Origin of the sequence: uncultured Campylobacter sp. (assembly GCF_938015785.1) — a bacterium.
GTDB lineage: Bacteria > Campylobacterota > Campylobacteria > Campylobacterales > Campylobacteraceae > Campylobacter_B.
In genome coordinates this window covers 35,992-47,865 of record NZ_CALLWC010000054.1, presented here as the reverse complement: position 1 = coordinate 47,865, position 11,874 = coordinate 35,992, and the positions used below count along the sequence as shown (strand labels likewise).

12 protein-coding genes are annotated in these 11,874 nt (G+C 45.4%); 2 read left to right on the top strand and 10 right to left on the bottom strand.

The features are described 5' to 3' along the window. Positions 1-431 precede the first annotated feature (431 nt). From Q0393_RS07980 to Q0393_RS07935, 10 genes are all read right to left on the bottom strand, one after another. Positions 432-695, bottom strand: a complete 264-nt coding sequence (locus tag Q0393_RS07980; RefSeq protein ID WP_298979279.1) for a Txe/YoeB family addiction module toxin — start codon at positions 693-695, stop codon at positions 432-434. Next, positions 692-955: a type II toxin-antitoxin system RelB/DinJ family antitoxin gene (locus tag Q0393_RS07975; RefSeq protein ID WP_298979278.1), complete on the bottom strand. Its 264-nt coding sequence runs from the start codon at positions 953-955 to the stop codon at positions 692-694. The genes Q0393_RS07980 and Q0393_RS07975 overlap by 4 nt, the downstream gene beginning before the upstream one ends. Positions 956-1,079: 124 nt before the next feature. After that, the gene (locus Q0393_RS07970; RefSeq protein WP_298979276.1) at positions 1,080-2,393 is read right to left on the bottom strand and encodes a sodium-dependent transporter; all 1,314 of its coding nucleotides are present in this window, start codon (positions 2,391-2,393) and stop codon (positions 1,080-1,082) included. A gap of 642 nt (positions 2,394-3,035) precedes the next feature. Further along, positions 3,036-4,349 (bottom strand): hemolysin family protein, encoded by a 1,314-nt coding sequence (locus Q0393_RS07965; RefSeq protein ID WP_298979344.1) that lies wholly within the window; start codon positions 4,347-4,349, stop codon positions 3,036-3,038. Between the two features lie 321 nt (positions 4,350-4,670). After that, positions 4,671-5,480, bottom strand: a complete 810-nt coding sequence (locus Q0393_RS07960; RefSeq protein WP_298979274.1) for a M48 family metallopeptidase — start codon at positions 5,478-5,480, stop codon at positions 4,671-4,673. A 1,112-nt stretch (positions 5,481-6,592) separates the two neighbouring features. Further along, positions 6,593-7,852: a hypothetical protein gene (locus tag Q0393_RS07955; RefSeq protein ID WP_298979272.1), complete on the bottom strand. Its 1,260-nt coding sequence runs from the start codon at positions 7,850-7,852 to the stop codon at positions 6,593-6,595. An 8-nt stretch (positions 7,853-7,860) separates the two neighbouring features. Further along, the gene (locus Q0393_RS07950) at positions 7,861-8,121 is read right to left on the bottom strand and encodes a DUF493 domain-containing protein (RefSeq protein WP_298979270.1); all 261 of its coding nucleotides are present in this window, start codon (positions 8,119-8,121) and stop codon (positions 7,861-7,863) included. Next, on the bottom strand, positions 8,099-8,569 hold the full coding sequence (moaC, locus tag Q0393_RS07945) for a cyclic pyranopterin monophosphate synthase MoaC (RefSeq protein WP_297990246.1): 471 nt from the start codon (positions 8,567-8,569) through the stop codon (positions 8,099-8,101). The genes Q0393_RS07950 and moaC overlap by 23 nt, the downstream gene beginning before the upstream one ends. A 623-nt stretch (positions 8,570-9,192) precedes the next feature. Then, a complete protein-coding gene (locus Q0393_RS07940; protein ID WP_298979268.1) occupies positions 9,193-9,639 on the bottom strand; it encodes a hypothetical protein in 447 nt (148 codons plus the stop codon). A gap of 3 nt (positions 9,640-9,642) precedes the next feature. After that, on the bottom strand, positions 9,643-10,005 hold the full coding sequence (locus Q0393_RS07935; RefSeq protein WP_297917808.1) for a DUF1508 domain-containing protein: 363 nt from the start codon (positions 10,003-10,005) through the stop codon (positions 9,643-9,645). Positions 10,006-10,121: 116 nt separating this feature from the next. Between Q0393_RS07935 and Q0393_RS07930 the strand changes: the two genes are divergently transcribed. After that, positions 10,122-10,601 (top strand): hypothetical protein, encoded by a 480-nt coding sequence (locus tag Q0393_RS07930; RefSeq protein ID WP_297904142.1) that lies wholly within the window; start codon positions 10,122-10,124, stop codon positions 10,599-10,601. A gap of 430 nt (positions 10,602-11,031) precedes the next feature. Beyond that, positions 11,032-11,874, top strand: a complete 843-nt coding sequence (locus Q0393_RS07925) for a DUF3737 family protein (protein WP_298979266.1) — start codon at positions 11,032-11,034, stop codon at positions 11,872-11,874.

The following is an 11,874-nucleotide window of genomic DNA, read 5'->3' as shown; positions in this document are numbered from 1 at the left end:
TTCAATCCAAACTAAAAAACCGCCTAAGCTTCCATTTAAAATTTTTCTTCGGAATTTGCGTATCGTTAAAACCGTCGCTCCAAATTTCATTTTTATCGGTGAAATAGCCGCTGTTTTGAGCCTGTGGTATAAAGTCGGTCTGATCTTCTATTTTTACGTTTAGCGCCTTGAAATATTGCAGCAGCTCATGATACTCTTTTGCAGATACGGCATTTATTAAAAAGTAATTTCTGTTGTTAAATTTAACGACGAAATTTCTTTTTAGCAGCCAAGGTAAAATTTTGAAATTTACTGCTTTAAATCTGCACTGAATTTCAAAATTTTAAGCCATAAAATAAGATAAAATTTTAAAATTCCACGCCTTTTTTGGGTGTGAAAGTTTTTTTTGGGACAAATACTACCGCTTTGATATTGATGCTTTTGTACGTATTTTACTTATCTCCATAGTGAGTTTTAGACTGAGCTATTTCTATGGCGCTATTAGATATCCTAAATACGAGCCGATTTTTTCCATCTATTCTAACACTATAAAGCCCCGATAAATTGCCCTTTAGCGCTTCGGGTTTGCCTATACAATCGTAGCCGTTACGCTCTATATCTAGGATTAACTTATTTATGCGCTTTAGAATATTTTTATCATTTTCCTGCCAATACAGATAATCCTTCCAAGCTTCTTGCGACCAGATTTTTTTCATTGATCCGCTTCTAACAAATCGTGCTCAATCCCGCTATTTTCCTTTAATTCGTCAAAAGAGCGCTTAAGATGAGATAAATTTTCGTGGCTGTAAAAGGGATCTGCTGTCAGCTCGAAAGGAATTTTGCGTTCTTGCAATACTTTTTTAGCAAATATTGTAAAAGCAGTAGTTAAATTTAGCCCCATTTCAGAGCATACTTCCTCCAACCCTTTTTTAAGCTCGGCTTCCATTCTAAAATTTACGTTTATAGATCGCGTCATATTGTCTCCTTTTTGATTGCATTATACATTATTTATATGGATAATGCAATGATTTATAAATGTGGTTTGCTAAAACTCCATTATGAGAGAATACTATTAATGCTAAATCTAGCGAAATTTTAATTTAAAACGAAATATGCATACTAAGCGCGATTATACATAAAAGTAGCGCCAGCGGGACATAGACAAAGCGTCCGATATCATACCAGAGCTTGCCGCGAACCCTCTCTGCGCCCAGATTGATCTCATCTAAAATTTCATTCCGCTTAATCACCCAAAACCACGATATCGCGCCGATTACTGCTCCGATCGGAATGATATAAATCGATACGAAATCCATCCACGGACCCCATGAGCTTATCGCTTCCATACCAAGGCCCGCACCCAGGCAGATCGCGCACAATAGCGCAAGCGTGAATGCACGGCTTAGCCTTGGAAACTTATGCATTAGCGATTCGGCGACTACTTCGAACATATTTTGAAGCGATGAAATTCCACCAAAAATCACGGCAGTAAATAAAATCACCGCAAAAATTCTACCACCTGCCATATCTTGTAAAATTTTAGGCAGAGTTACAAAAAGTAGCTTAGGCCCCACCGCCGGATCCATTCCGTAAGCAAATACTGCAGGGATCATCACTAGCGCAGCTACCATCGCGGCTAGCGTGTCAAATAGCGCGGTATTTTTCGCCGCAGATACGATGTCTTCGTCCTTGGATAGATACGCGCCATAGACGATCATCCCTGAGCCCGTAATCGATAGCGAGAAAAATGCCTGTCCCATCGCAGAAATCCAAACCATCGGATCTGCTAGCTTAGTAAAATCGGCGCCGAAAAGAAAGGCATATCCGCCCGCAGCGCCTTGCAGCGTCGCGACCCTAATTGCCAAAATTGCAAATAGCACGAAAAATAGCGGCATCATAATTTTATTCGTTTTTTCGATGCTTTTGGCGCCGAAAAATAGCGTCAGCAACGTGCCTGCAACGATTATGCAGTGATAAGGCACCACGGAGTAGGGCGTCAGGGCAAAAGAGTTAAACCACGTATCGGTATTTTCGCTCATTAGCGAGCCGTCTATGGCTTGGACTAGCGCCTTTAAAACATAGGCGATGATGACGGCATAGCCCACTGCGATACACATCGAACCGGCAAGTGGCAACCAGCCGATAACCTTACCAATAGCGCCAAGTCCGCGGCTTTTCCACGCGTATTCGTATGAGCCTAGTGTGCCTGTTTTGGCGCGGCGACCGATCGCGTATTCGGCGCTTAGGCCTACGTATGAAAACAGCGCTACGAAAAAAACGTAAATTAGCAAAAATGCGCCGCCGCCGTTCGTGCCGAGTTTATAAGGGAAGCCCCAGACATTTGCCATACCTACAGCAGAGCCCACACAGGCGATGATAAAAGCCCAACGCGATGAGAATTTGTGTTTTGTCATAAAGCCATCCGTACGAAAAATTTTCGTTATGGTAGCAAAAAGGAATTTAAGATTTATTTATGCGGAATTTTAAGGCGTGCCGACTTGATTACTTAGGAATTTTTAGAATTAAAATCGCGAAGTTTTAAAGCAAGATTGGCGAAATTTTACGATTAAAATTGATAGAGTTAATTCTGCGATACTACGCGGCAAAATTTTATCTTTAATAATTTTAGAATTTTACGCTTAGGCTTTGGATTTAGAATTCGCTTGGCCTGGGCTTGTAGCGGGGCTTGCTATTTAAGTTAGGCGAGAAATTTAGATCAATTAGAATTTTAAAATTCAGCGAAATTTTGAAATTTTTAAAATCTACGATCTCGCAAAATTTAAAAACAGGCTCATCGAGAAATTCTATCTAGCATCGCTCTGGCAGAATTTTCGCGGTAGAATTTCGCCTTTCGTTTGCAGCGCGCTTATAAATAGCACTTTATGGCGCTCTGAAAGGCGGCGGGAATTCCTGTGCTCGCTATTACGGCATCTATGTGGGAGCGGCGAATAAATTTTTGCCCTATATGGGGATTGAGAGCGTCGCAAGTGGCAGCGTGCTTGAAATTTCTAGCGCGCAGCATCACAGAGCGGAATTTTATTAACCCACACTTTGGCTTAGTTATTTTTCTCAGCCTCTTCGTTTTCTTGCGGCTGCGCGGCTGCTTTTTTGATCGCTTTTACGAGCGAAACTCTCGTGCCATCCATTCGCAGTATTTCGTAATCGCAGTTTTCATCGCTTATTTTATCGCCGATTTCAGGTAGGCTGCCGAAGAGATTAAAGACGTAGCCGCCGATCGTTAGCTGTTCGGTCTCCTCATCAAAGTCGATGCCCATCACCTCCTCGACGCCTTCGATCTCGAAACGCCCTCTAAACTCAAAGGTGTTCTCGTCGATACGTTTGAAATTTTGCGCATTCGCGTCGTGCTCGTCGTTGATGTCGCCAAAAATTTCTTCTATTATATCTTCCATCGTCAAAAATCCCGCAGTACCGCCGTATTCGTCGATGACGAGCGCGGCAAAAATGCGCTGCTTATTCATCATCGGCAAAATTTTAGAGATCGGGCTGTTTTCAGGCACGATGATGAGTTTGCGCACGATCTTATCGAAGCTTTTATCTCCCTTTTGTTGGATGATGTCGCGGATGTGGATGAGACCTAGGACGTTGTCTTTGCTGCCGTCGATATATGGAAAGCGCGTAAATTTCGACTGCAATACGGTTGCGTAGTTTTCATCGTAGCTTTTTTGCTTATTTAGGCATATGAGATCGCGCCTCGGTGTCATTATCTCTTTGGCGACCGTATCGCTGAAATCAACGGCGTTTTTGATGATCTCGGTCTCTAGGCTATCGAGCACGCCGCCTTTTAGGCTCTCGCTCGCGATGATTTTGATCTCCTCGTCAGAAAGCGCGAGCTCGCTCTCTTTGGCGGGCTTTACGCCGATGATTTTAAGCGAGACGGCAGCGATGAAGTCAAATGCCTTGATGATCGGAAAAAACATAATCCAAAAAATATGAAGCGGCCTAGAGATAAAAAGCACGATCTTCTCGGTTTTAGCAATAGCGATGGATTTTGGCACCAGCTCGCCAAGTACGACGTGAAATAGCGTAACGAGCGTAAAAGATATGACGAAGGCGATCGTATGTGCCGCTGCTCCACCGCCTATGCCGATGGATCTTAGCGGCAGCTCGATCAGTCTCGATACCGCGGGCTCACCGATCCAGCCGAGGGCGAGCGAGCTTATCGTAATGCCTAGCTGAGTGGCGCTGAGATAGGTGTCAAGGGAGTTTGAAATTTTAAAAGCGAGCTTTGCGTTTGGAATTTTATCCTTGATAAGCTCTTCGAGGCGAGACTTTCTTACTTTGACGATTGAGAATTCCGAAAGAACAAAAAAAGCATTCATAAAGATGAATACAAAAGCTAAAACTAACATTAAAACCGAACTGTCCGTGTCCAAATTTCTTATCCTTTGAAATTTAAAAATAAATATTTATGATTATATCCAAAAACGCTTTAAAATCCAAAAGATATGGAAAATGCCTCGCGCCCGTGCGTAGAATTTTGCGGTAATTTAAAATTTCGCGCTGCGGCAGACCTTTGTCACGGCGAGATTTTATCGCGATAGAGCTCTAGCGCGGCGGCGGATAATCCTAGCGCCGCGCGCAAGCCCATTAAGGAATTTAAATGCGACGATAAAACCTGCTACTTAAAAAACCTTAGCGCGCAAGCTCTTGCGAAATTTTAAATCGCAAGACTATCTATTTCTTGTGGCAGCCTCGTAAAGCGGCAAGACTTTCGGCATCACCTCTTTCAGATCGGCGATGCGATCGTCGTTTGAAGGGTGTGTGGACATAAATTTAAGCGGATGGCTCTCATTTAGTTTATTCATCTTCTCCCAGACGTTTATCGCGGCCCTCGGATCGTATCCTGCGCGCGCCATCAGCTCGACACCCATCAGATCGGCCTCAGTTTCATGTGTACGCGAAAACGGCAGCGTGAATGTGTATTGAGCCGCCATGTTCAAAGCCGCTGAGCCTAGATCTCCAAGCCCTGCTGCGGAGCTTGCTACAGCGATACCGACATCTTTCATCTGCTCAGTCGAGGCTCGCTCGCGACTGTGTTCGCGCAGTGCGTGCGACATCTCGTGTCCCAAAATGGCAGCCAGCTCGGCATCGGTAAGTTTAAGCTTTTCGATGATGCCAGTATATACGACGATGCGACCGCCAGGCATACACCAAGCATTGATCGTAGGGTCGTTGATGACGTTTACCTGCCAGTTCCATTTCAGTGCGTCTTTGCGAAATGCGCCGACTTGAGCGATTAGGCGCTTCGAGATGCCTCTAACGCGATCAGTTAGCTTTTTATCGGTATTTAGGACGTGCTTGGCGTTTGCTTGGGCGGTAATCTGCCTGTAGGCAAGCGCGGCACTTTGATCCATTTCAGCTTCGCTTACGGTGATGAATTGCGAGCGGTCGATGCCTACGGCGCCGCCTTGCGTGGTACTCGCGCAGCCGGTAAAAATTATCATCGCAGCAAAGGATATTAAAAGAGCTAATTTTTTCATCTTTTCTCCTTAAAATTTTGCGGCGATTTTAGCGAAATTTGGTTAAATTTTTAGAATTTTATTTTGGATTGCCGGATTTTGCAGACGCGATCTATTTGGAATTTGCCGTGAAATTTAAGGACGCCCGTCGCCTTTAAAATAGAATTGGGCTTTGTAATTTAGGGATAAAATTTAGCGGAGATTTCGCAGAATTTTATCGTGGCGTAAACGAGGCATTGCTGTGTGAAAGTAGTGGATTTATCCAAATCCAAGTGCGACGTTGTATAAATAAGGCGCCTCTGCGCCTAAATAGAGCAGGGGCGCGGTTTTAAATTTACGCAACGATAAATCCGGTAGAATTTTATTTACACCAGGCGCTCGGTTTGGGCAGATAAGAGCAGTTTGAAATTTGCGCAATCAAATCGTACGATAAAATGGGCTCGGATGTCGCTATGATTTGAGGTGAGTCGCGTTGGTATTTTGTGGCGCATAAATTCTAATTATTAACTTGGCAAAAGGTACTACACCACTGCATCTTGTGCTGCAATGAAATTTCGTTGTGGGAATTGAAATGGTCGCAGAAATGTCAAACGCCGCAAGTGCTTTTTCGTAGAGTTTATCTCGCGAAATTTCATTTGCGCGCGTCGGGATAAAATTTCAAACTGCAAGCCGTACCGTATCATTTTGGATGGAATTTTAAAATTTTACGCGTTTAGAATTTTAAAATTCTGCTACGCAAATCTACGCGATGAAATTTCAAGCTTAAAAATCCGCGCCGTTTTTGGAATTTTATATATGCTCTGACAGCTATAAAATTTTGCACTTAGAATTTTATCACTGCGGCAAGATTTGGTTGGACCAGGGTCTCGCATCGCCGTAGGATTTTTGGCGGCACGTAATTTTGCAGCGCGCATCTAAATTTAGTTATGCAAAATTCGTAAAATTCTTTATCAGCATGGAATTTTATAGCGCCGTTAAAGCGCATAAAGAATTCTGCGCAGGCCTCGCAAACTCTAACGAAAGCTCCTTTCTTTTAGGGCGCGCGAGCTTTAAGGCATGCTAGTAAATTTTGCAGCGCAAAGCAGCGAGCGCCGAGTGTTTACCGTTAGGGATTTCGCGCCTGCGGCGCCCATTTAGTCTTTTTTGGACTTTAGCTTGGCGATCGTTTCTTTTGCGGCCTCGTAAGCCTTAGCGCTCATCTCACGCGCCCTTTCGCTTACGTTTTTGGCGACGTCGGAGCTTTTTAGCTCGGCAAATTTTTGGCTCATTTTCTTTTCAAATTCGCTAAGCTCTTTTTTGATTGCGTCGAGCTTCTCGTCCAGATCGAGGTTTTCGATGATTTTGGCGCTTTTTTGGCTCAGTTCTTGAGTGATTTCGCGCGCTTTGGCGCTCGCCTTTTTCGCGCGCTCGCCAAGCTCGATCTCACCGATTTTGGCGCTTAGCTGCTCGGCAAGATCGTTTGAAATTTTTCTAAATTTAGCCAGGTAGCCTCCAAATTCTTCATCGGCGATCTTGGCGATCTCGCTTTTAGCGGGCTCCTCCGAGCTTGCGACCGCGTCGCTTAGCACGGCGCTAAATAGCTCGCTCATCTGCGAAATTTGAAGCCTTTCGTTCTCTAGGCTCTGTGCGTCGCTTGCCGGCGAGAAACTTAGCTCGTCGCGGTATCTTTCGGCGGCTTTGTTTATGCCGTCGTAGCAGCCTAAAATCGCGCCTCTAATCAGCGCAGAGGCTGTATTTTTGCTCTCGTTTGCGACGAAAATCGCGCGATTTATGATGATTTTTGAAATTTCTTTAGTGCGGAATTTTGTAAATTCTCCGTCGCCTATAGCCGAAGATGCGATGTTTTTCGCCGTCTCGTGCGCGGTATCCTCGATGTCGGTGCCGCTTTCTAGCACGCTTATGAAGGCCAGTTCACTCGCTTCTTTCAGCACGTCCGCAAGCGGAAGTTTGCTCGCAATCGCTCGCTGTAGCGCCGCGCCTATGTGCTCTTTTGCTTCTGTTTCGCTTGCGTTTTGCAGCGCGGTATCTAGATCGTCGTAGCTGCGCAGAACTAGGGTTTTAATCGCCTTTTGCTTACAAGCGATCTTTTTGCGTAGATCATCGTAGTCGTAGATGAGCTTGTAAAGAGCCTGCTCGTCCTCGTCGCACAGCGCCTTTTTAACGCCGTTAAGTAGGGCTTCTGCCGTCTCATCGCTAAGCGCGCCCGCGTCTTTTAACTCGTCTGCGAAGTCTAGGATTAATTGCGTGCTTTTGGCGCTTTTACTCTCGTCGTCAAGCTCACACAAAGCCTTCGCGGCTTCTTGCAAGGCGAGCTCTTGCACATATGAGGCTAGCTCGGCTTGTGAAATTTGCGCGAGATCGGCGCCGAATTTTTCTATCAGTTTTTCCTTCATATCCTCTCCTACAGTATGTATTTAAAATGAGCCTTTAAGCGCTCGAAAATTTCATTTCTGTGCGTATCGCTATTTACGAAGACGCTTGCGTTGAAGCTCATATATTTTCCGCCGTTTGAAAAGCGCGAAAAGTCTATTTTGTAATTTTCGCCCCTTAAAATTTCATCGATCTGCTCGCGCTTTTGGGTGCTTGCGTCTAGGATGATTTTGTATTCCCAAAAGAGTGGGTAGTCGATTTTTGGTTTTTCAGCTCCTAGTATACACGCCACTCTTGCCTCCCTCTTTGCGTTGCAGCACGATGTCGGTGATCTGCATCGATTTATCTATCGCTTTTAGCATATCGTAAATCGTCAGCAACCCTACGCTCACGCCCGTTAGCGCTTCCATCTCGACGCCCGTTTTGCCCGTGATTTTCACCGTTACAAAAAGCTTAAACGCACACTCGCTCGCAAGCTCCTCGATATCCGTTTTAATCGAAGTAATCGTAAGCGGATGAGTCATAGGTATTAGCTCGCTCGTCTTTTTAGCGCCCATTATCGCGGCAACGACGGCAGTTTGAAGCACAGGGCCTTTTTTGGCCGTGTTTTGCTTAACGGCGGCAAAAGCCTCCGCACTCATTCGTATGATACCGCTAGCGGTGGCTACGCGCTCGCTCTCGTCCTTGGCGCCGACATCTACCATGCGCGGCATATTGTTTTCGTCTATATGTGTAAGCATAAAATTCCTTGCGGTTTTTGGCGGGATTATAGCAGAATTTCGGGTATAAAAAAAGCCCGAGCTTTTACGCTCGGGCTTCATACAAAAAGGAGGTTTTATCTTGTCGGACGAGAACGATTATACTACCTAAACAGTAAATAGAAATAAAATATATCCTTTTTAGGCGAACTCTTTCGCGCTTAATTTATAGCCGTTTTTAAAATTTTGATAAAATTTGACTATATGCTTTGACGCGCTGCGCGGGAATTTGAATGGGTAGCGAAATGAAACCGAGCCAAAGAGCGACTAAATTTAAAGCGGACGCTTGAAAGACAAAGATAAAATTTAAGCGGCATTTGAGATTGTTTCATCTTGAAGCGAGGGTTTAAAGAGGATCGAGCGGGGCGCTCCGTCAAGGTGCCATAAACAAAACGCTGCAAAGGCGAAACGGGCTTAAATTTTAAATAACTTTTGCTTTAAATTTGAGCCCGCCTTAATTAAGCGCGAGGTTTTTACGCGCAATACAGCATAAATTTAAACCCTTCACGCAAGCGTTAAACGGTGCAGGCACGGATTAAAATAGCGCGCCGTAAATTTAAACATCGTCGCGCAAAATCCGGCCTGCGTTTGAAATTTATCCTCGTTTAAATTTTAAACGTTTTTAGCAGGCCGCCTAAATTTAACCCCTTGTCTTCGCCGTTTGCGCCGCCTCCTAAAAGATCGCCCAAAAAGCTACTTGCGTCGTTGATATCGACTTTGCCGTCGCCGTTTAGGTCGAGCTTGGCGCTTGCGATTTTGCCGATCAGCGCGCTAAAATCCACGCCTTTGCTATCGACAGCGTTTGCTTGCACGTCTTCGCCGCCTCCTAAAAGATCGCCCAGCATCGAGCCTAGCGAGCTAGATCCGCCGCTTTCGTTTTTGCTTAAAAAATTTGAGCTGATGCCCGCAATTATCGCATTTATCTGATCGTCAGGTAGATCCACGCCTAGAAATTTTTCGATAAAAGCGACTGGACCGCTTTGAAATTCTCTTAAATTTTTATCGTCGCTTTTGAGCGCAGAGACCATATTTACAAGTCCGTTTATGTCCATTATTTACGCCTCCTTGATCTTGGCTTTCGGAGCCTGTTTTACGATAAGCTCTATTACTTTCAGAGCGTCCGCCTTAGCCTCAAAATCCTTGCTAACGGCGATGATCTGTCCGTTGCTGGCCGTTAGGCGGAAGCGAACCTTACCTGCTTTATCGGTGTAAAGCTCAAATTTCGGATTGTTTAGCTTTTCGCCGCCCGCGATTTGATCCTCGATCTTATTTAGTGCGGCGTTTTTTGCGACGCTTTCGATGCCGTTTTTGCAAGCGGCCTTGCTCGTGTAAACCTCGGAGGTGCACAGTACGTGCCCGTCATAAAGTAGATCGAATTTGCAGCCGTCCTTGGCGTCTTTGATTAAAAACTCAGCCATTTTTCGTCCTTTCGTAAAAGATATCGTTATTTTAGCTAAAATTTTAATAAATATTTTTAATAGGCGCGGAATTTTCTGCTAAAATTGCGTACAAATTTCATTTACAAAGGATCATAATGATAAAGGCTCTACGTTTTAGCTTGATTTTCGCCGCTACTTTAGGATTTGGCGCGGATGAGAGCGATGCATTATTCAAGGATATAAGGACGCGTCTTGGTTGCAATCTAGCCGCACAGGACTGCGAGACTAACGCGGGCGGGCAGAAGGCGCTCTTTAGCGTAGCGCGCCATCCGATCGAAGCGGGAGCAAACGAGCTAAAAATAAGCGGAATTTCGCGTGAGCTGAAAAATCCGAGCGTTAAAATTTCGGGCGTGAGTATGAATATGGGCAATGCGGAATTCCCGCTAAAGCGCAGCGCAGACGGCTATGAAGCGACGCTTGACGTTGCAGTGTGCACGCACGCCGTAATGCGCTACAAACTTGAAATTTACGAGGATGGCGAGCCTAGCGGGCTTTTTGTGTATTTTGATCTACGAAAGCGCGCTACAGATCGAGACCGCGGCGAAGACATCCACTTGCATCACCACGAGCATTAGACGCGCCCAGTTTGTGTGCGGGGTAAAATTTGCGCTTTTTCAGACACGACGCTTTAGGGGAACTTGCACGTTGATTGTAGAAAATTTTACAAATTTTATAAGGCGCCGCTCGCGATAAATTTTTATTCGGCTTTCAAGTGGTGCCTATCGTGGGCAGATATGGGTGCCTAAACGAATACGCGAATAGCCGTAGTGATCTAGGCGCGCTTCATTAGGGCGTTTACAAAAACGCCTTTATAAGCGCGCGGCTATTTGCCGCGCATTCGCCGCATATGTTTCGTAACCACTACCGAGGCGCGTCAAATTTAGCCCCCCGCCGCCTCTAAATTTTAAAATTTTTAAAATTCGCTTGCGTTTCATACGCCTAAGCTACGCGGAATTTTGAAATTCTTTGTATAATCTGAAATAAATTTTAAATCTAAGGAAAGCCATGCAAATATTAAGACAAAAGCACTTTGGCGGCGAGCGCGCGCTGTTCGGCGCAAAGGATCTGCGGATCGAAAATTCCGTTTTCGGCGAGGGCGAGTCGCCGCTAAAGCACAGCGCAAATATCGTCGCGCAAAACTGTAAATTTGAGTGGAAATATCCGTTTTGGTACGCCGAAAATATCCGCGCGCAGGACTGCTTATTCGACGAGGTCGCGCGCGCAGGGATCTGGTATAGCCGCGGCGTGGTGCTAAAAGACTGCCTCTACGGCGCGCCTAAGGGGCTTCGCCGCGTAAAAGACGCCGCGTTGCAAAACGTAGAATTTCACGATGCGCAAGAGACCTTGTGGCACTGCAGCGACGTGTCGCTTAAAAACGTCACCGCAAAGGGCGCTTATTTCGGGCTTGATTGCGAAAACTTAAGCATCGAAAATCTATCGCTCTTCGGAGATTACTGCTTTGACGGCTGCAGAAACGTAACGATCAAAAACTCCAAGCTCCTATCCAAGGACGCATTTTGGAACTGCGAAAATATCCTCATCGAGGACTGTTTCATCGCGGGCGAGTACTTCGGGTGGAATTCTAAAAACGTGACGCTGCGAAACTGCAAGATCGAGAGCCTGCAGGGCTTTTGCTATATGCAAAATTTGCGCCTGCAAGACTGCGAGCTTATAAATACGACGCTAGCGTTTGAATACAGCGACGTACATGCCGAGGTAAAAGGCGCGATCAATAGCGTCAAGAATCCGAGCAGCGGGCTGATCCGCGCGGAAAGCATCGGCGAACTGATCCTAGATGGCTCTACCGACGCGTCTAAAACTGAAATTATTACTGAATTAAGGGCGTAA

Excerpts from the sequence above, each read along its gene's own strand:
- Q0393_RS07980 (WP_298979279.1), bottom strand. The coding sequence starts at position 695 with ATGAAAAAAATCTGGTCGCAAGAAGCTTGGAAGGATTATCTGTATTGG.
- Q0393_RS07975 (WP_298979278.1), bottom strand. The coding sequence starts at position 955 with ATGACGCGATCTATAAACGTAAATTTTAGAATGGAAGCCGAGCTTAAA.
- Q0393_RS07970 (WP_298979276.1), bottom strand. The coding sequence starts at position 2,393 with ATGACAAAACACAAATTCTCATCGCGTTGGGCTTTTATCATCGCCTGT.
- Q0393_RS07965 (WP_298979344.1), bottom strand. The coding sequence starts at position 4,349 with ATGTTAGTTTTAGCTTTTGTATTCATCTTTATGAATGCTTTTTTTGTT.
- Q0393_RS07960 (WP_298979274.1), bottom strand. The coding sequence starts at position 5,480 with ATGAAAAAATTAGCTCTTTTAATATCCTTTGCTGCGATGATAATTTTT.
- Q0393_RS07955 (WP_298979272.1), bottom strand. The coding sequence starts at position 7,852 with ATGAAGGAAAAACTGATAGAAAAATTCGGCGCCGATCTCGCGCAAATT.
- moaC (WP_297990246.1), bottom strand. The coding sequence starts at position 8,569 with ATGCTTACACATATAGACGAAAACAATATGCCGCGCATGGTAGATGTC.
- Q0393_RS07940 (WP_298979268.1), bottom strand. The coding sequence starts at position 9,639 with ATGGACATAAACGGACTTGTAAATATGGTCTCTGCGCTCAAAAGCGAC.
- Q0393_RS07935 (WP_297917808.1), bottom strand. The coding sequence starts at position 10,005 with ATGGCTGAGTTTTTAATCAAAGACGCCAAGGACGGCTGCAAATTCGAT.
- Q0393_RS07930 (WP_297904142.1), top strand. The coding sequence starts at position 10,122 with ATGATAAAGGCTCTACGTTTTAGCTTGATTTTCGCCGCTACTTTAGGA.
- Q0393_RS07925 (WP_298979266.1), top strand. The coding sequence starts at position 11,032 with ATGCAAATATTAAGACAAAAGCACTTTGGCGGCGAGCGCGCGCTGTTC.